The 14,996-nt window shown below is 72.1% G+C and carries 26 protein-coding genes and 1 tRNA gene; 1 reads left to right on the top strand and 26 read right to left on the bottom strand.

Annotated features, from left to right (window positions below; all coding sequences use genetic code 11):
• Positions 1 to 2: 2 nt before the first annotated feature.
• From EDC34_RS01230 to EDC34_RS01255, 6 genes are all read right to left on the bottom strand, one after another.
• The gene (locus EDC34_RS01230) at positions 3 to 242 is read right to left on the bottom strand and encodes a hypothetical protein (protein WP_132982825.1); all 240 of its coding nucleotides are present in this window, start codon (positions 240 to 242) and stop codon (positions 3 to 5) included.
• The gene (locus EDC34_RS01235) at positions 230 to 1,141 is read right to left on the bottom strand and encodes a Mu-like prophage major head subunit gpT family protein (RefSeq protein WP_114959029.1); all 912 of its coding nucleotides are present in this window, start codon (positions 1,139 to 1,141) and stop codon (positions 230 to 232) included. Before EDC34_RS01235 ends, EDC34_RS01230 begins: the two co-directional genes overlap by 13 nt.
• A gap of 3 nt (positions 1,142 to 1,144) precedes the next feature.
• Positions 1,145 to 1,396 (bottom strand): hypothetical protein, encoded by a 252-nt coding sequence (locus tag EDC34_RS01240; protein ID WP_114959030.1) that lies wholly within the window; start codon positions 1,394 to 1,396, stop codon positions 1,145 to 1,147.
• A complete protein-coding gene (locus tag EDC34_RS01245; protein WP_114959031.1) occupies positions 1,389 to 2,417 on the bottom strand; it encodes a phage protease in 1,029 nt (342 codons plus the stop codon). Before EDC34_RS01245 ends, EDC34_RS01240 begins: the two co-directional genes overlap by 8 nt.
• A 112-nt stretch (positions 2,418 to 2,529) precedes the next feature.
• Positions 2,530 to 2,709: a hypothetical protein gene (locus tag EDC34_RS01250; RefSeq protein WP_114959032.1), complete on the bottom strand. Its 180-nt coding sequence runs from the start codon at positions 2,707 to 2,709 to the stop codon at positions 2,530 to 2,532.
• A gap of 194 nt (positions 2,710 to 2,903) precedes the next feature.
• Positions 2,904 to 3,464: a phage virion morphogenesis protein gene (locus EDC34_RS01255; RefSeq protein ID WP_114959033.1), complete on the bottom strand. Its 561-nt coding sequence runs from the start codon at positions 3,462 to 3,464 to the stop codon at positions 2,904 to 2,906.
• 217 nt (positions 3,465 to 3,681) lie between these two features.
• Here EDC34_RS01255 and EDC34_RS12170 point away from each other — a divergent pair.
• A tRNA-Arg gene (locus EDC34_RS12170) sits at positions 3,682 to 3,761 on the top strand.
• Here EDC34_RS12170 and EDC34_RS01260 read toward each other — a convergent pair.
• From EDC34_RS01260 to EDC34_RS01355, 20 genes are all read right to left on the bottom strand, one after another.
• The gene (locus tag EDC34_RS01260) at positions 3,759 to 5,048 is read right to left on the bottom strand and encodes a phage head morphogenesis protein (RefSeq protein WP_114959034.1); all 1,290 of its coding nucleotides are present in this window, start codon (positions 5,046 to 5,048) and stop codon (positions 3,759 to 3,761) included. The two genes, EDC34_RS12170 and EDC34_RS01260, sit on opposite strands and share 3 nt — an antisense overlap.
• Positions 5,049 to 5,050: 2 nt before the next feature.
• Positions 5,051 to 6,676, bottom strand: a complete 1,626-nt coding sequence (locus tag EDC34_RS01265; protein ID WP_114959035.1) for a DUF935 domain-containing protein — start codon at positions 6,674 to 6,676, stop codon at positions 5,051 to 5,053.
• Positions 6,670 to 8,013 carry a phage terminase large subunit family protein gene (locus EDC34_RS01270; RefSeq protein WP_114959036.1) on the bottom strand — a complete coding sequence of 448 codons (1,344 nt, stop codon included), beginning with the start codon at positions 8,011 to 8,013 and terminating at the stop codon, positions 6,670 to 6,672. Before EDC34_RS01270 ends, EDC34_RS01265 begins: the two co-directional genes overlap by 7 nt.
• Positions 8,003 to 8,527, bottom strand: coding sequence for a DUF3486 family protein (locus EDC34_RS01275; RefSeq protein ID WP_114959266.1), 525 nt, complete (start codon positions 8,525 to 8,527; stop codon positions 8,003 to 8,005). The genes EDC34_RS01270 and EDC34_RS01275 overlap by 11 nt, the downstream gene beginning before the upstream one ends.
• Positions 8,527 to 8,865 (bottom strand): DUF2513 domain-containing protein, encoded by a 339-nt coding sequence (locus EDC34_RS01280; protein WP_114959037.1) that lies wholly within the window; start codon positions 8,863 to 8,865, stop codon positions 8,527 to 8,529. Before EDC34_RS01280 ends, EDC34_RS01275 begins: the two co-directional genes overlap by 1 nt.
• A 2-nt stretch (positions 8,866 to 8,867) precedes the next feature.
• A complete protein-coding gene (locus EDC34_RS01285; RefSeq protein WP_114959038.1) occupies positions 8,868 to 9,191 on the bottom strand; it encodes a cytoplasmic protein in 324 nt (107 codons plus the stop codon).
• The gene (locus EDC34_RS01290; protein ID WP_114959039.1) at positions 9,181 to 9,633 is read right to left on the bottom strand and encodes a hypothetical protein; all 453 of its coding nucleotides are present in this window, start codon (positions 9,631 to 9,633) and stop codon (positions 9,181 to 9,183) included. Before EDC34_RS01290 ends, EDC34_RS01285 begins: the two co-directional genes overlap by 11 nt.
• On the bottom strand, positions 9,623 to 10,174 hold the full coding sequence (locus EDC34_RS01295; RefSeq protein WP_114959040.1) for a hypothetical protein: 552 nt from the start codon (positions 10,172 to 10,174) through the stop codon (positions 9,623 to 9,625). Before EDC34_RS01295 ends, EDC34_RS01290 begins: the two co-directional genes overlap by 11 nt.
• Positions 10,171 to 10,677, bottom strand: coding sequence for a lysozyme (locus EDC34_RS01300; protein WP_114959041.1), 507 nt, complete (start codon positions 10,675 to 10,677; stop codon positions 10,171 to 10,173). Before EDC34_RS01300 ends, EDC34_RS01295 begins: the two co-directional genes overlap by 4 nt.
• 168 nt (positions 10,678 to 10,845) lie before the next feature.
• Positions 10,846 to 11,163, bottom strand: a complete 318-nt coding sequence (locus EDC34_RS01305) for a hypothetical protein (protein WP_114959042.1) — start codon at positions 11,161 to 11,163, stop codon at positions 10,846 to 10,848.
• Between the two features lie 101 nt (positions 11,164 to 11,264).
• Entirely contained in the window at positions 11,265 to 11,462 is a 198-nt protein-coding gene (locus EDC34_RS01310) for a hypothetical protein (RefSeq protein ID WP_132982827.1), read from the bottom strand.
• A gap of 101 nt (positions 11,463 to 11,563) precedes the next feature.
• Positions 11,564 to 11,929, bottom strand: a complete 366-nt coding sequence (locus tag EDC34_RS01315; protein ID WP_114959043.1) for a Mor transcription activator family protein — start codon at positions 11,927 to 11,929, stop codon at positions 11,564 to 11,566.
• Positions 11,926 to 12,354 carry a phage protein GemA/Gp16 family protein gene (locus EDC34_RS01320; protein ID WP_114959044.1) on the bottom strand — a complete coding sequence of 143 codons (429 nt, stop codon included), beginning with the start codon at positions 12,352 to 12,354 and terminating at the stop codon, positions 11,926 to 11,928. The genes EDC34_RS01315 and EDC34_RS01320 overlap by 4 nt, the downstream gene beginning before the upstream one ends.
• Complete coding sequence (locus EDC34_RS01325; protein WP_132982828.1) at positions 12,338 to 12,571, bottom strand: hypothetical protein; 234 nt, start codon at positions 12,569 to 12,571, stop codon at positions 12,338 to 12,340. Before EDC34_RS01325 ends, EDC34_RS01320 begins: the two co-directional genes overlap by 17 nt.
• Positions 12,568 to 12,783 carry a hypothetical protein gene (locus tag EDC34_RS01330; protein ID WP_114959046.1) on the bottom strand — a complete coding sequence of 72 codons (216 nt, stop codon included), beginning with the start codon at positions 12,781 to 12,783 and terminating at the stop codon, positions 12,568 to 12,570. The genes EDC34_RS01325 and EDC34_RS01330 overlap by 4 nt, the downstream gene beginning before the upstream one ends.
• The gene (locus EDC34_RS01335) at positions 12,758 to 12,997 is read right to left on the bottom strand and encodes a DUF551 domain-containing protein (protein WP_114959047.1); all 240 of its coding nucleotides are present in this window, start codon (positions 12,995 to 12,997) and stop codon (positions 12,758 to 12,760) included. The genes EDC34_RS01330 and EDC34_RS01335 overlap by 26 nt, the downstream gene beginning before the upstream one ends.
• Positions 12,994 to 13,551, bottom strand: a complete 558-nt coding sequence (locus EDC34_RS01340) for a host-nuclease inhibitor Gam family protein (RefSeq protein ID WP_132982829.1) — start codon at positions 13,549 to 13,551, stop codon at positions 12,994 to 12,996. The genes EDC34_RS01335 and EDC34_RS01340 overlap by 4 nt, the downstream gene beginning before the upstream one ends.
• Positions 13,535 to 13,825 carry a hypothetical protein gene (locus EDC34_RS01345; protein WP_114959049.1) on the bottom strand — a complete coding sequence of 97 codons (291 nt, stop codon included), beginning with the start codon at positions 13,823 to 13,825 and terminating at the stop codon, positions 13,535 to 13,537. The genes EDC34_RS01340 and EDC34_RS01345 overlap by 17 nt, the downstream gene beginning before the upstream one ends.
• The gene (locus tag EDC34_RS01350; protein WP_114959050.1) at positions 13,806 to 14,015 is read right to left on the bottom strand and encodes a hypothetical protein; all 210 of its coding nucleotides are present in this window, start codon (positions 14,013 to 14,015) and stop codon (positions 13,806 to 13,808) included. The genes EDC34_RS01345 and EDC34_RS01350 overlap by 20 nt, the downstream gene beginning before the upstream one ends.
• A complete protein-coding gene (locus EDC34_RS01355; protein ID WP_114959051.1) occupies positions 14,012 to 14,974 on the bottom strand; it encodes an AAA family ATPase in 963 nt (320 codons plus the stop codon). Before EDC34_RS01355 ends, EDC34_RS01350 begins: the two co-directional genes overlap by 4 nt.
• Between the last annotated feature and the right edge of the window lie 22 nt (positions 14,975 to 14,996).

Consider the following 14,996-nt stretch of genomic DNA (forward strand, 5'->3'; position numbering starts at 1 on the left):
GCTCACCCCGCGAAGTCGAACAGGATCAGGCTGCCGGCGGCATCGGCCAGCGATTGGCGCTGTGCGGCCGTGAGCTTGCCGGCGCGCGCCACCTCGATGCGGGCGCCGGACTGCGCGGCGATGGCCGCCAGCTCCAGCCACTGCGGCGGGGTGAGCGCATGCGCGTCCACCCGCACCGCCGCGCCCAGCACCGCGGCCTCCTTCACCTGGGCGAACACCACCATCGCCATCACGCCACCCACGGCGAGACGATGACCTGCACCGCCTTGTAGTTGGGGTTGCTGCTGCCGGCAATCTGCTGCGACTCGATCAGCGCCAGCGCATCCGCGCGCAGGGTGGGCGGCACCACCAGGTGGGTCGGGCGCACGCCCAGCGGGCGGCCGCCGTCGGCGGGGCGGCTGGCCATGGTCGCCCAGGCCGCGTTGAAGTTCGCGGCGGTGAGCGCGGCCTTGCTCTTGTACGCCAGCTGCCAGAACCCGAACCCGGCCGCGCAACGGTAGCGGATGCCGAAACGATACAAATCCTTGGTGAACACCGCCTCGTCCTGGGTGCTGTTGAGGGTCTCCAGCTCCGGCGCGGTGCGCTCCTGGAAGATCAATGGCTTGAGCGCGCGGCTGCAGTCCAGCAGGTACCAGGGCGCGCCGGGGCTGGCGCCGCCGTTGTCGTAGTTGCTGGCCAGCGCCGGCGTGCCCGTGCCGTCCACGTTCGGGTAGATCGGGTGGTCCACGTCAAAGAAGTTCTGGCCGTCGTAGCACAGGGTGGACTCGCCGGCGGCCAGCAGGCCGAACACCAGCTCGTCCGCGTGCGCGGCGGCGCCGCGGCCCATCTCCGCGAACTGCGGGGTGTAGATGCCGACGTTGTCGTCCTCGATGTCGGTGCGCTTGACCCCGACGGTGCCCTCGTACAGCTTGTTGGTGATCTGGTAGCCGCTGGCGGCCATATCCTTGACCACGCGGTCGCCCACCCACTCGCGCAGCTTGGGGAACTGCCCCAGCCAGCCGTAGGTGTTGCTGGTGGAGCTGGACGGCACGCGGGTGGCGACATTCGCCCAGTCGGTGGGGGTAGCGGCCAGGGCGTCCTGGAACGCCTGGCTGTAGCCGGTGCGCAGGCTGGTGATCAGCGCGGGGGTGATGATGGCCATGGATCAGGTCTCCGGAGTGGATTCGAGGAAGGCGCAACCCGCGCCCGTGATGCAGTAGCGGTCGCCGTCGCGGCGGAGGTAGCCCTGCTCGGCCAGGGTGGCCAGCAGGAAATCGGCGTGCGCGGCCAGGTCGGCCAGCACCCGCCGCGGCAGCCACCCGGCCACCTCCTGCTGGGTGGCCGTCATGCGCGCGGCATACAGGCGTTCCAGCAGGAGCCGGCGGGCGACGGCGTTCTCGCGCAGGACCTCACGCATGGTCGAGCGCGCGCTTGTGGGCCACGAAGGCGGCCTCGCTCATGCCCAGGGCGGCGATGACGTAGCGGTCCTCGTCGGTGAGGGCGTCGTCCTGGACGCGGTGCGCGCTGGTGGCCCCGGCGGTGGCCACCACCACCGGGGCAGCGGCGGCCCAGGCGGCGAAGCCGGTCGGGTCCTGGCTGGCGTAGGCCAGCGCCCAGTCCTGCATGGCCGGCACCAGCTTGCCGCTGCGCATGGCCTCGGCCACGGCGGTCTCGGCGGCGGCGCGCGCCTGCGCGGCCTGCAGCGCGGCCAGCTGCTCGGCCACCGCGCGGTGCTGGGCCACCGGCACCCATTCGGCCGGGTCCGGCGCGGCCGGCTGCGCGGACTGCGCGGCCTGCGCCGCGGCCTCGGCGGCGGTGAGGCGGTCGATCAGCTTCTGCAGCTCGGCGGCCACCTCGTCGCCGGTGGCGGTGACGGGCAGGTTGAGGATCATGATCAGGCGTTCCAGCAGGTCGTCCACGGGGTGGGCCTCCAGTTGGCGCGCCGCGGCGGCGCGCAGGTGCAGGTTGGGGGTATGGGTGAGGCCGGCGCCGACCAGCTCGACGATGGCGCCGTCCTTGCGGTACATGAACACGGGGGACAGGTAGCGGTACTCGCGCGCGGCCAGCAGGGCGGCGGCCTGCGGCGTCCACGCCACCTGCGCCCACAGGCCGTCGGCGCGCAGCTCCAGCGCCTTGATCCAGCCGGCGGCCGGCACCGGGCCGGCCTTGTCGGTGGCGGTCAGGCTCTGGTGTTCGTAGTCGATCGGCAGGTCAGCGCCGTGGCGGGCGAAGGCGTCCAGCACCGCCTGCGCGGCGCCGGCATCGAGGGTGTAGGGGCCGCGGCCGTCGCGGCCGGAAAACGTCCCCGCCGGAATGAGGTGCACCCACTCCGGCGGGGCGTCCCCACCCGACGAGGAGCCATGCAGGCAGATCGCCAGCACGTCGCGCGCGAGCCGGGAGCCCAGTGGGTGCGGGTGCTTGCGGGACGGCGTGGCCATGCGCCCAGAATCCAGCGCTGGCGCGGCCTGCAACAGGCCGACCCGGGTCGGCCCGCGCAAAAAAACAGGCCGCGCAAGCGGCCTGTAAAGGGAGTGCAGCGGGCGGTCGCGCTCAGGCCGCGTTCGGCTCCCAGCGCGCGCGTGCGCGCACCTGTTCGATCTGGCGGTGGATCACCCGCAGCAGCGCGGACAGGTGCTCGCCGGAAATCTCCGGCGAGGCGTCGCGCGCCAGCAGGGTGCAGCCGGTGTGGCTGAAGATGCGGTACGTGCGAGCTTGCCCCTGGTCGGCCATTTTGACCGAGCATGTGTCCTCCGGCCCGAACTCCTCCAGGTGGCGGCCGGGGGGGCGCAAGGGGGGCGTGGGGGCCGGCCGCGCAGGACGCGATTTGAGGCGCATCTTGGTGGGAGGCGCTACCACCATGCCACCCATGGCGCGCGCGGCGATTTCATACGCGGTTTACACGCCTCACAGGGGGGATTCCGGCCCTATCCGCGGGCGGCATCCTCCAGTGCGCGGGCCAGCAGGCCCAAAACGGCCTCCCGATCCCCGGTGCCGAGCCACTCCCCGGCGGCGGTGACGGGCAGGAACGGACGCGCCGGGATGGCGCCCCACGGGATGGGCGCGCCGCGGCGGGTGCGGCCGAACTGGCCACGGCGCGCGCCGAACTGCTGCACGCCGGCGTAGCGCTGCGGGCTGCCGATGAACACGCTGTCGCGGCCGGCCTGGTAGTACAGCCGCTGGGAGAGCTGGCGGCTCTCGCCGATCAGCGGCTTCTTGGCGGCGATCCGGGCCTGCCCGCGTTTGCTCAGGCTGCCGTCCTGCTTGTAGCTGCCGGCGTAGCGCGCGGCATAGGCCGCCAGGGTGCTGGGGCGGTTGGGCGCCCACGGCCGCCCGTCCGGGCCGGTGCTGGTGGCGAAGCGCTGCCTGGCGCGATCCAGCAGCTCCTCGCCGATGTCCTGCATCACCGGGGTCAGGTCGCCCAGGCGCTGGCGCAGCTGCGCCAGCGCACCCTGCAACTGTCGGTCGTCGAGCTGGATGGTGATCATTGCGGCTCCTTGCGTGCGAGGCGCACGGCTTGAGGCACGAGTGGGCAGGTTATACTGCCGTCCGTGGCCAGCGCATGGCGCCGTCCGGCTCATACCCGGAAGCGTTGCGGACGTTAGGCGCCGGGGCTGGCCATTTCCGCACGCTTTTCAGGGCCAGCATTCGCCGCCGGGTGGGCTGATGTGCTGACATGGTTGCGCTATGCTTGCAGCAGGCTGTGGCGCCGTGTGCCCCGACTGGCAAGGGGGCCGCCGGTCTTTCCGGTAGGCGTACATGGGTTCGATTCCCATCCGGCGTCACACGCCGCCCTCCAACTCCACCAGCTTTCCTCGCGCCACCTCCGAGCGCAAGGAGCCCGTCTCGATCAGGCGGCTGGCTGTGCGCACGACGTTGTGGCCTGCGCCGCGGTAATCGACGAGCACGACGATCTTTGCCTTGTCCGATCCAGAGTCGTAGATCAACAGCATTTCTTGCTTTGGCTCAACGCGCAGCAGCACGGCCTGCGGCGTGCGCAGGTGCAGCGGCAGCGTTCGATACCAGAGCGGATCGACGGCCTTGCCGTCTTTCACCTTCGATGGGCGCATCGCATGCGTGATGTCCTGATCCCTGACCGTCAGCTCGGCGGTTTTGATCGTGGCTCCCTGCGACAGACCGGCGCGCACCCATGCAGCGCGCATGGCGCCGACGAAATGCGCGCGGCCTTGTGGCTTACGGTCGGCGATGAGATCGTCGGCGATCTGACCGAAGCGCGCCGCCAGCAAATCGAAAATATAGGGCGGCCAGGCATCGACCATCTGCGCGCCGATTAGTGCTTGCTGGCCTGGAAGCTTGCGCAGGAGTGCGTCCAGCATGCGCATGTCAGCGCATTGCCTGTCACCGCCTGTCGCGTGCGCCTCTTTACACAGCACTGTAGCCCCCGGCATGTAGTCCCAGCCCTCGTCCACGCCGGGCAGGCGGCCGCGGCTGTCGCGGGTGTCCCAGCCCTTGGGCGGGGCGGTGTAGCCGGCCTTGCCGCCGCGGCGCAGGGCGGCGTCCATGTCGCGCGCGCCGACCACGTAGCAGCTGCAGTTCCAGGCGCTGGGCGGATAGTGGGTGCGCCAGAAGGGGTGGTCGGCGGGCAGCACCAGCCCGTCCCAGGCCAGGTGCTGCGGGCGGGGGTCGCGGCTGGCGCCGTGGCGGTACACCCACAGCGGGAAGGCGCGCAGCTGGGCCAGGCGGCCGGCGGCGTAGCTGGTGGCCTGGTTGGTGGTGTAGATGATGCGGGTGCGCCAGGCGCGGCCGGCGGCGCTGTCGCTGCCGGTCCAGCCCTGCCAGCCGTGGCGCTGGACGATCTGCCCGAAGCGGGCGCGGAACTGGTCCAGGGTCTCGCCGCCGGCGATGGCGGCATCCACCGCGGCGGCGAGGTCGGCCAGCAGGTCGGCGCGGGCGGCGCCGGCGACCATGAAGGCGCGGTCGTGCGCGCCCTTCCACAGGTCGCGCCAGGTGGCGGTGGGCACCAGGTCGCCCAGCTTGCCGCGGAAGAAAGCCACCTGCTCCGGGAACGGGCGCCCCAGCGCGAACGCCAGCTCCTCCGGCGTGATGGGCATGCTCAGCCCTCGCTGTCGGCCTGCGCGGCCAGGCGGCCGGCGAGGTCGGCGGCGGCGAAGGCCATGGCCATGACCTCGGCCAGGGTGTCCTGCGGCAGGTCGGCGTAGGCGGCCAGCAGCGCGTCACGCAGGGCGGGCAGGCTGTCGGCCTCGTCCACCAGCGCCTTGATGCGGTCCATGATCGCGGCCCAGGCCGGGGCGGTGGCCTCCTCCAGGCGATCGGCGTGGCGCTCGGGCAGATCGAGCGCGGCGGCGGACAGCGGCGCCGCGGCGGTGCCGGCGGCGTGCGCGGCCGGCGATCCGCAGCCGCAGGCGGGGCCGTGGGGCGCTACATCCGGCGTAGCAACGGCGACATCGCGCGTAGCGGCCTGTGCCGATGGCACAGGATCGGGGCTGAGTTGGCCGGATCGGGCCGGATCGAGCACGGCTTCGCCGGGCTGGGCCTCGGGGATGCCGAAGCGCTCGCGCACCCACCACTGCGGGATGGACAGGCCGGCCTGCTGCAGCTGCACCACCTGCTGCGCCAGCCCCGACAGATCGTCGGGATCGTCGGCCACCAGGCGCAGGCTGGGCAGCGGGGCGTCGCCCAGATTCAGGCGCACCAGCGGGCCGATCAGGTCGCGCAGCAGGGTGGCGGCGATGGCGCGGGCGTCGGCGCGCAGGATGTCGTCGCGCACCTCGGCGTGCACCCGCGCCTGGGCCAGGCTGCCGCTGCTGCCGCTGTCGGTGGTCATGGTCTGGCCGAGCACCGCCTTGCTGACCTGGCGATCGAGGTAGTCGATCAGGCCGTGATACAGCTCGGCCGAGCCGGTCTTGCCGGCGGCCTCCACCAGTTCCAGTGCCATGCCCTCGGGGATCACCGCGGCGGCATCGGAGCCAAGGCCGAACACCGCTTGACGGAGTACGGCCACGTCGTCGGGGCTGGCCGAGTCCGGATATTTGCCGATGCGGATGGGCTGCCCGTACAGCTCCGCAAACCGCGCCCAATCGCGCATCGCATAGGATTTGAACACCCAGGCCCACAAAGCCGAGCGGGCCACCCCGCCCAGCAGCGGCACGCCGGCGGCCAGTGGCGGCACGTGCTGGATCATGCGGTAGGGCGGGATGTCCGCGCCCTCCGGGCTGCCGTCGGCCAGGCGCAGGAGGCGCCCGCTGTCGCGGTCGAAGGTGAACCAGTGCGCCTCGCGCGGCTCGATCCGCGCCGGCAGCCAGGTGGTGCCGCGGGTGTCCCAGACGATCTCGGACACGGCGTAGCCCTTGGCCACGGCGTCCATGAGGTGGGCGATCAGCCCCGGCAGGTCGATCGCGTCCAGCGCCTGGCGCACCAGGTCGGCGGCGGCGATGGCCGGGGGGCTGTCGTCCCAGGGCTGGATGTCCACCGGCAGCCCGGCCACCGCCAGGGTGCGGGTCTGCAGCACCGCGCGGTAGTGCAGGTCCTTCTCGCGGATGTCATCGGCAGCCAGCAGGAAGTCGTGGGCATCGCCCATCGCCGCCCGCCGCAGCATGTCGGCTACCGCACCGGGGGTGAGGCTGGCCAGCGGACGCCACTGCCAGGCGCTGCGAATCCCGACCTGGCTGGGGCGGGCGATTTCTTGCCGCAGCGCGGCGGCTTCGGATTTGGTCACCATGCGCTCCACTCCTGTGCATGCGGCTCGCGCGGCGGTGCGAAGGTGCGCCGCGCGATGGATTCGTAGGCGAATACCGGCGCACCGCCTTCGCCGGCGGCGGCGCAGGCCAGCGCCAGCGACCAGAAGCGGTCGGCGTGGCCGGCGCCGGTGCGCTCGGCCAGCAGGCGCGGCACGCCGCCGGTGCCGGGCTCCATGCGCACGGCGCGCAGGTCGTCGATCAGCTCGGGGCGGAACGGCTCGGCCACTGGCAGCAGCAGGCGGCGCGCCTGCAGCCGGTCTTTCAGCGCCACCGCCATGTCCAGCTTGCTGGTGGCGGTGAACACCACCCCGCGCACGCGGTAGTGGCCGTGGCGGCGCTGCGCTTCCTGCACAGGCATCTCGCCCATGCCGGTCTGGTCGATGCACACCCGCACCACGCGATAGGCGCGCATGATGCCGTCGAGGGCGGCCAGCTGGGCGGCGAAGCTCTCGCCGCGCATGACGGTCATCTCGCGCAGGGCCAGCACGCCGGCGCCGATGTCCTCCAGCACGCTGATCACCGACAGGTCGCCGCGGGCAGCGATGTCCATGCCGACGTAGCAGGGATTGCCCGCGTAGTCCGGTAGGGGGTCGGCCTCCAGCGCGGTCAGGATTTCCTGATAGCCCAGCCACTCGCGGGCGGCGCGGTCCAGGAACTGGCACTCGAACTCCTGCGCCCAGGTGTCGGGGTCGGCGGCGGCGCGGCGCAGCTCGGCGATGTCGCGCGGCAGGCCGTCGGCCACGGCGTCGTGGATGGTGACCACGTGCCGGCTGAACAGCCCGCCCAGGCCGTCGCGCATGATCTCGTGGAACATATCGCCCGTGCCGTTGGGGGTGGAGATCACCCGCAGCTTCAGGCCCGGCTTGGACACCACCGGCACCAGCGCGCGCCACAGGGCGCGGTTGTCCTTGTGGTGCGCGAACTCGTCCAGGATCAGGTTGTCGGACATGCCGCGCGCGGTCTCGGGCTTGGCGGCGATGGCGCGGATGTAGCTGCCGCCGGGGAGCTTGACGGCGTGCGCCAGCTCCTCGGCACCGAGGCTGGCGTCGGTGATCTCCTCGAATGCGGCGCCGATGGCGCGCATGTGCAGGGCGGCGCCGTTGCGGATGGCGTCCAGCGCGCGGTCGCGGCTGATGGAGAGGATGGTCCAGCGCGCGATGCGGCCGCTGGCCTCGGCGTCCAGGCAGTCGAGCACGGCCTCCAGCGTGGTGGTGAAGGTCTTGCCGGTCTGGCGGGACCAGCAGGCGGCCTTCCAGCGGCTGGCGTCGGCCAGGTAGCGGCGCTGGTAGGCGTACAGGACGGGCGCCTCAGCCGCCATACAGCCCCTCGCGGATGGCGCGCAGGGTGTCGGCATCCAGGCGCTTGCCGGCACGGCCGGCGGCGGCCTCCACCGCGTCCAGGCGCGCACGCACCTCATCGGCCCACTTCTTCTGCCCGATGCTGGCGCGGCTGGCGTCCGCGATGGCGCGGGCGGCGCCGGACAGGAGCTTGATCTGCTCGGCGGGGTCGGCCTCGGCTTCGTGCATGCCGACCAGGGCTTCGAACAGGCGCGACTGCACCATGCGGATCACCGCGGCGCTGTGCTCGTCGGCATCGTCCGGATGCGCGGCCACGATCTGACGCGCGGCCTCGGTGCTGGCGCGGATGGCGGCCATGGTGCGCTGCACGCGCGCGTCGTAGCGGTGCAGGCTGCTCTTGCCGATCTCGTAGCCCTGCTCCTTGAGCCACGCGGCCAGCGCCTCGTAGCCGCCGTGGCTGCGGTCGGCCAGCAGGCGTTCGAGCTGCGCCTTCAGCGCGGCCGGTAGGGCATCCACCTTGCTGCGGCGGGCCATCATGCACCTCCCGTGACCAGCAGGCGCGCCAGCTGGATGATGGCATCCATCGTCAGGGCCACGCCCCGACGCTTGGCTTCGTCCTTGATCTGCGCGAAGAACCCGTGCTTGCGCAGGACTTCGGCAAGGTCGTGCCCGGCCCAGGTCAGCCGGGTCAGGCACTCGGGCGAGTGCGCCGGCTCGCCCTGGGCAAGGCCGGCTTCGACCAGCATTCGGAAATAATCCAGCGCCTCGATGCGCTCGATGCCAGGCACGTCGTCCAGATGGACGCGCTGCCCCCAGCCTGCGCCTTCCAGCGCCTCCAGGATGGCGCGCACCTTGTCCCAGTCCCGGCGCATGCTCACCACCTCGGCGGGCGGGCGATGTCGGTCGGGGCCTCGGCGCGGTAGTCCACCACGGCCTCGCCCTGCGGGGTCAGCTCGGCCGACCAGATGGGGGCCGCATCCTGCAGATCCACCAGCCCGCGCTTGGCCAGGCTGCGCAGCTCGGCGCGCAGCTGGTCGCCCGTCGCCCGCAGCGGGATGTCGCGGCACGCCCCCATGATCACCGTTTCGGTGGTGCCGTAGGGCCGCGCGTGCCACAGTGCCGAGAGGATCACCCAGCGCAGGTACTCGCGCTCGGCGCGGGCGGTGTCGATCAGCGCATCGAGCCTCTTATCGGTCATGTTTCAACTCCACTAGCACCTCATACACGCGGTCGATCTTGGCGTTGAGGCTGGTGTATTCGCGGATGGCGTCGTCGCGGCGCTGGTAGCGCATGACGTCCGTCTCGCGCTGCTTTTCCAGGTCTTCGATGCGCCGGCGGTGCAGCGCGACTTCCTCGCGCATGGCCTCGATCACGCTCTCGACGATGCGCTGGTAGCGGCTATCGGCCTGCTGCATCTCGCGCACGAAATCCTCGCGCCGCTGGTAGTGCAGCGGCAGTTCGGCCATCAGCCGCTCGAAGCGGCTTTCGAGGTCGTCGATGCGGATCAGCCGCGCCTCGATGTCGGCAAGCAGCCGCCCGGCGAACCACTTGAGCAGCGCGAAGATGCCGCCCAGCAGCGCGCCGCCGATGGCCAGCAGGGCCGGCCAGTTGACAGCGCCGACCATCACGTCACCTTCCATGCGTCACCTCGTCCCAGCGGCGGATCGCATCGATGCGGGCGCGGCATTGCTCGTAGAGCGCGGCGGCGTCGAGCGCCCAGCCGGCGATGTCGGCGTCGGTGCTGGCGCGCTCGCCGGGATCGGCGGCAGCGGCGGGGCCGGCTGCAGCAGGGCCGGCGGCAGGCGCGGGCACGGCGGCGAAGGCGGGCGCACGGTGGAGCACGCGGCGAGCATCGGCAGACAGACACACGCGGCCAGTCGTGGCAGTGGCAAGGGCATAGCGCAGGTCCTCGGTGGTAGCAGCGGCACGGGTGAGCCGCTGCTGCAGGTCGGTGATGGCGGCGGCGTCGGCAGCGCGGGCGCGGGCGATGGCCTCGGCACGGGCGCGCTCGGCGTCCGCCTGGGTGCGGGCCAGCTGCGCGCGCAGGCCGGCGATCTGGCCGACATCGCGCCAGCCGCGCACGGTCCAGCCCAGCAGGCCGCCGCCGATCCCGGCGGCGAGCACGGCGATGCCGGCATAGGTGGCCAGCGGCCAGGCGGGCAGCAGGCGCGGCAGGCTCACGGTGCGGCCTCCTCGCCCAGGCACAGGCGCATCTCGGCGGCCCGGCGCGCCTCCAGCCCCGGCAGCCGGCGGCCGCCGGCATAGACCCAGCGCCCGATCTGGCGACAGGCGCCGGCGTAGTCGGGCGGCGTCTGGTGCAGCAAACGCACGATAGTGCTGCTGCAAATGCGGGTTGCACCCACGTTGTAGGCCAGGCTCACGTAGGCATCCCACTCGTGCTGCGCCAGCGGGACGGGGCCGATGCACTGGCGCAGCACCTGCTCGGTGCGCCCGACATGGGCGCCGAGGGTGATCAGGGCGCGCACCGGCGGCAGGCGGTCTCCCATCTGCACCGGGGTCGCGCCATCGGCATGCACGGTGGCGCCGAAGCCGACCGTGGGGATGCCGACGGGGTCCCGATAGGCGGTCTCACGGTAGCCCTCGTGCACCGCGACGCCGATCAGCGCGGCCGCAGACACGGTCAAGAATGCTGGCAACAGGCGCGGGCGGAGCGGCGGAGACATGCCGCCAGCGTGGTGCGCTGCGGCGCGCGGCAACAGGCCGACCCGGGTCGGCGCAAGAAAAACCCGGCGCGTGGCCGGGTCAGTGCAGCGCGCTGCGGAAGCAGGATGATGTCGCGCAAAGGCGGCCGAACATCACGTTATCCGGCGCGCTTGGGGTCTAATCCCGTGTTATGTCCCAAGAAACTGCGCGGCCAGCGGCAAGGCTTCAACCGACGGCGACACGTCTTTGTGCGTCCACGGGCCTTCCTCGCCGCCGTCGGCAACCTCGACCCAATTCAACAGGCGCGGAGCGCCCGGATCGTCGCCAAGCTGCGGCCACCAGTTCAAGCGGATGCTCTGAGCGATTTCCGGGCTTTGAGCCTCAACAAAGCGCGCCATCTGTTCACGGCAGGCAAGCAACCCTGCGCGGAAATAGACCTGGTGCGCCGGGTTACTGAGTGCCGCTTGCACCTGTTCGTGCTGCTCGGCCAGTTCTTGTTCAGTCATTTCGTTCTCCTGCGGGACATAACAATTCGTTCAAGCCGAGCCCGCTTCTCGGCTTGAACAGGGTTTGAAATGTCCGGCAGCGGGCCGGCTTAACTCAGGCGTTAGCCGGCATTGATAATTGCGTCCACGTCGGTGATGTTCGGGGCGCGCTTCCTGCGCTTGTGGTCGTTGCTCAAATGATCGATTGCAACATCCAGAGCTTCGCCAACTTCCAGCGCGCATTGCTGTGTCGCCCGCTTCGCGCCACGCCGCCACGCTTGGTGCTTTTTCAGAATCGCCAGGGCTTTCTTGGTGTCCATCGCTATCCTCGCGCCGGTTCTGCCGGCTAACTAGTCAATCAAGCCGAACGCCAATCGCTACGCGCTTGTCGTCGGCTTATTTCCGGTGTTAGACGGCGGTCTCATGCCACAACGTCCTGGGTCTCTCTCAGCAGGCGCTGCACCTGGCGCACGTGGACGCGCAGGGTACGGGCGATCTGTGGCACCGAATGCCCGGCCGCGCGCATGCGCGCGATGCGCGCACGCAGGCGCTCGCGCATGAACGCCTGCCCCAACGGGATCACGATCCGGCATCCGGCGTAGTGCTGCACCAGCGTGCGGGCCGCCTGCTCCCCGGCCACCTCGGTGAGGTCGCGGCAGACCGCGCTGCGCGCCGGGTCGTACTGGCGCGGCAGGTACACGGACAGACCTCCCATTTCGGTCACCAGGCGCTCCACCTGCTCGGCGGTGACGCCGGCGTCCAGCAGCTCGCGGATGACCTGGCTCATGCGGCGTCTCCCCGGTGCCCGCGCGGGTGGCGTTTGGCGTCATAGGCCAGGGCGGCGATGAGGGCGCGCAGCTGTTTGGGCGCGTGCCACTCCAGCCGGGCCGGGCTGAGCGCGCCGAACATCTTGCGGCTGATCCCCAGCGGATAGGCCGGGTGTGGATAGCCGGCGGCGGCGCAGTCGCGCTCGATGCGCCATAGCAGGCGCGCGCGGTCGTCGGCCGGGCGCCGGGGCCGCGCCGGCTTGCCGGCGAGGCGGTGCAGCTCGGCCAACACGCTGCGCAGCTGGCGATCGCTCATGTCGGCGCAGCTGGCGTGTCCGCCGATGCGCTGCTGCAGCGCGCGGCGGGCCTCCTCGTCCAGGCCCAGGGCCTTGGCCTCGGCGTGCACGGCCGCCAGCAGGCGGCGGCGGTCAGGGCGCGTGGCCATCTCCCCCCTCCTGCGCGGACTCCGCGCACCAGGTGTCCTCCAGCACCCGCGCCAGCGCGCGCGCCAGGCGGATGCGGCATGACGGCCCGCCCGGCGACTGCTCCCAGCACTCGTCCGGCAGGCTCAGCGTGATGGCCACCTCGGCCAGCAGCTGCTGCACGCGCGCGGCGTCGTCCATGTCGGCCAGGCCGCGCTCCATCTTCCCAATCACGTTCATGCTCCCTCCCGCTCGATCCAGTACCACCAGGTATCCCCCTGCCGCTGGCAGGCGATGCGCCAGCCGTTGGCGCGCAGCTCGGCGATGATGCTGTTCACCGCGCAGACGTTGGCCGCGCGCACGATGTCCATCGTGGTGCGCGGGCGGCCGTCGGCCAGCAGCGCCGCCACCCGGCGCAGGCGCTCGCTATGCGCGATCCGGGCGGCGCGCATGGCCCACCTCCTGCGGCGGCTCCGGCAGCGGCATCCAGTGCGTGACCCGCCCGCTGATCTCGTCGTCCCCGCCGGTGTAGCGCCAGCGGTGCGGCGCGCTGTGTTGGCGCCAGGCCATCCAGACGCACGGGCCGATGTCGTCCTCGACCACCACCAGCACGTCATCCAGCGGCCTGGGCTCGGTGGCGCTCACGGTGTGCCAGATGCTGGTCATGCCGCGCCCTCCTCGGTGAGGTCGGCCAGCAGGCGTTCCAGCATGCGGTCCAGCTCGCCGGCCACGTCCTTGACCACCACCACGTCGCAGTCGTCCTCGATGCGGATGCCCAGGCGCTTGAGGTCGCCGGCGGTCAGGTCGTACACCGCCGGCTTGTGCACGGCCTCGCGCACGCGGATCAGCAGCGCGGCCTGCTCGGCCGGCAGCAGGCGGCGGATGCGCTCGATCACTTTGGCCTCGTCGTCCCACTCCACCTTGCCGCGGCTCTTGGTCCAGCCGATGCGGATGCCGTGCACCATCCGGGTGCGGGTGCGCCGCCACAGCTCGGCGGGGCTGGCCTCCACCGCCTGGCGCAGGTCGGTTTCGGCCTGCGCGCAGGCGGCCAGCGCATCGCGCAGCGCCGGCAGGTGGGCGCGCTTGATGGCCTCGATGTCCTGCTGGATGGCGTTGGCCACATCGCGCAGGCGGTCGCGCGCGCCGCGCAGGGAGGCGGCCTGCGCTTCCAGGGCCATGCTCTCGGCCAGGGGGGTCAGGGATTCAGCGGGGGCGCTCATGGTCGGTCTCCGGGTAGGGGTAGGTGGGGAACAGCTGGCGGTGCATCTCGTGCAGCAGGTCGAGGTAGCGCTCGCCCTGCCACGGCGGCAGGTCGTCGTCGTCATCGGTGGGCATGGCGGTGCCGCACCAGCGCCGCAGGTGGCGCACGGCCAGCTGCCCGCGCGCGTGCGCCTCCAGCGGATGCCAGGCGCCGGCGGCGATGGCGCGGCGGTAGTAGTCGGCCAGCCGCTCGGCGGCGGTCGGCGGGGTGAGGTCAGCGAACCACGCGCACACGGCGCACCTCCTGCCGCAGCTCCATGAGGGCGCGCGCCGGGCTGACGTTGCGCAGCAGCGCCAGCGCGACCACCGCACGGGCATGCGGGCGGCTGAGCCCGTAGCGGTCGGCGAACAGCTCGGCGGCGCGCAGGGTCACGAACAGGCGCTCGGGGTCGGCGCGGTCGGGGACGTGGAGGGGCGCGTTCATGCCGCACCTCCGGTGAGGTCGGCCCAGGCCGCCGCGATGTGGTCAGCGCCCAGCTCCGTGCCCTGGCCGGCGGCCATCATCCGCGCCAGGCGCAAGGTCTTGCCGACCGCGCGCAGGGCGCCGGCCTGGCCGCCGATCTCCACCAGCCGGCGCAGGGCGGCGGCCTCCTCGACCCCGTGCGCGGCGGCCAGCGCGGCCACGTCGTCGCGCACCACGCGCTGCACCCGCAGGCGGCGGCCGATGCGGCTGAACAGCCGGTCCAGCCACACCGCGCGGGTGCCGCCGGTCATGCGCGCGTAGATCAGCTCGTTGCCCATGAGGGCCAGCCCGATGCCGGTGGCGTCGTGCAGGGCGCGCAGGGCATCCAGCGCGGCCACGCTCAGGTGTTGGGCCTCATCGATCACCAGCAGGCCCTCGCTGCCCTGCAGCCGCGCCACCAGCTCGCGCTGCATGCGCGCGCCACCGCCCGGCAGCTCGCGGAAGCCCAGCGCCAGGCAGACTTCCTCCAGCGCGGTGGTGACGCCGGCGGTGGCCGGGGTCATGGTGGCGATCCAGATGTTCGGGAAGCGCGCGGCGTACTCACGCGCGGCCGTGGTCTTGCCGACCCCGGCGCCGCCGTAGATCACCGCCACGTCGCCGGCCATGTGCGCATAGGCCAGCGCGGCCAGGATGCGCTCGGCGGTGGGGGTGGACACCCAGCCCGGGGCCTGCGGCATCACCGGCTGCGCGCGCTGCTGCGACAGCCGCGCCAGCCACTGCGCCAGCCGCACCGTCATCTTGCGCGGGTTGGCGGCGTAGGTGCCGCCCAGCAGCTGGGCCAGGCTGCTCTGGCTGATGCCCGCCTCGCGCGCCACCTGCGCCTGGCTCAGGCCGCGGCGGCCGATCTCGTCGCGGACGCGCGCGATCACCGCCTCCGGGGACTCCATCGCAATCACGTTGTCGTTCGTGCTGTCGTTCATGTACCCTTTCTCCTCGCGTTGA

The organism is Thermomonas haemolytica, from assembly GCF_004346265.1.
Taxonomy (GTDB): Bacteria; Pseudomonadota; Gammaproteobacteria; order Xanthomonadales; family Xanthomonadaceae; genus Thermomonas; species Thermomonas haemolytica.

Coding starts and splice junctions, on each gene's coding strand:
- EDC34_RS01285 (WP_114959038.1), bottom strand. CDS start 9,191: ATGACCGATAAGAGGCTCGATGCGCTGATCGACACCGCCCGCGCCGAG.
- EDC34_RS01270 (WP_114959036.1), bottom strand. CDS start 8,013: ATGGCGGCTGAGGCGCCCGTCCTGTACGCCTACCAGCGCCGCTACCTG.
- EDC34_RS01320 (WP_114959044.1), bottom strand. CDS start 12,354: ATGGCCACGCGCCCTGACCGCCGCCGCCTGCTGGCGGCCGTGCACGCC.
- EDC34_RS01265 (WP_114959035.1), bottom strand. CDS start 6,676: ATGGTGACCAAATCCGAAGCCGCCGCGCTGCGGCAAGAAATCGCCCGC.
- EDC34_RS01250 (WP_114959032.1), bottom strand. CDS start 2,709: ATGGCCGACCAGGGGCAAGCTCGCACGTACCGCATCTTCAGCCACACC.
- EDC34_RS01355 (WP_114959051.1), bottom strand. CDS start 14,974: ATGAACGACAGCACGAACGACAACGTGATTGCGATGGAGTCCCCGGAG.
- EDC34_RS01330 (WP_114959046.1), bottom strand. CDS start 12,783: ATGCGCGCCGCCCGGATCGCGCATAGCGAGCGCCTGCGCCGGGTGGCG.
- EDC34_RS01305 (WP_114959042.1), bottom strand. CDS start 11,163: ATGACTGAACAAGAACTGGCCGAGCAGCACGAACAGGTGCAAGCGGCA.
- EDC34_RS01300 (WP_114959041.1), bottom strand. CDS start 10,677: ATGTCTCCGCCGCTCCGCCCGCGCCTGTTGCCAGCATTCTTGACCGTG.
- EDC34_RS01325 (WP_132982828.1), bottom strand. CDS start 12,571: ATGAACGTGATTGGGAAGATGGAGCGCGGCCTGGCCGACATGGACGAC.
- EDC34_RS01340 (WP_132982829.1), bottom strand. CDS start 13,551: ATGAGCGCCCCCGCTGAATCCCTGACCCCCCTGGCCGAGAGCATGGCC.
- EDC34_RS01290 (WP_114959039.1), bottom strand. CDS start 9,633: ATGGAAGGTGACGTGATGGTCGGCGCTGTCAACTGGCCGGCCCTGCTG.
- EDC34_RS01260 (WP_114959034.1), bottom strand. CDS start 5,048: ATGCCCATCACGCCGGAGGAGCTGGCGTTCGCGCTGGGGCGCCCGTTC.
- EDC34_RS01245 (WP_114959031.1), bottom strand. CDS start 2,417: ATGGCCACGCCGTCCCGCAAGCACCCGCACCCACTGGGCTCCCGGCTC.
- EDC34_RS01315 (WP_114959043.1), bottom strand. CDS start 11,929: ATGAGCCAGGTCATCCGCGAGCTGCTGGACGCCGGCGTCACCGCCGAG.
- EDC34_RS01240 (WP_114959030.1), bottom strand. CDS start 1,396: ATGCGTGAGGTCCTGCGCGAGAACGCCGTCGCCCGCCGGCTCCTGCTG.
- EDC34_RS01255 (WP_114959033.1), bottom strand. CDS start 3,464: ATGATCACCATCCAGCTCGACGACCGACAGTTGCAGGGTGCGCTGGCG.
- EDC34_RS01310 (WP_132982827.1), bottom strand. CDS start 11,462: ATGGACACCAAGAAAGCCCTGGCGATTCTGAAAAAGCACCAAGCGTGG.
- EDC34_RS01335 (WP_114959047.1), bottom strand. CDS start 12,997: ATGACCAGCATCTGGCACACCGTGAGCGCCACCGAGCCCAGGCCGCTG.
- EDC34_RS01275 (WP_114959266.1), bottom strand. CDS start 8,527: ATGGCCCGCCGCAGCAAGGTGGATGCCCTACCGGCCGCGCTGAAGGCG.
- EDC34_RS01280 (WP_114959037.1), bottom strand. CDS start 8,865: ATGCGCCGGGACTGGGACAAGGTGCGCGCCATCCTGGAGGCGCTGGAA.
- EDC34_RS01235 (WP_114959029.1), bottom strand. CDS start 1,141: ATGGCCATCATCACCCCCGCGCTGATCACCAGCCTGCGCACCGGCTAC.
- EDC34_RS01350 (WP_114959050.1), bottom strand. CDS start 14,015: ATGAACGCGCCCCTCCACGTCCCCGACCGCGCCGACCCCGAGCGCCTG.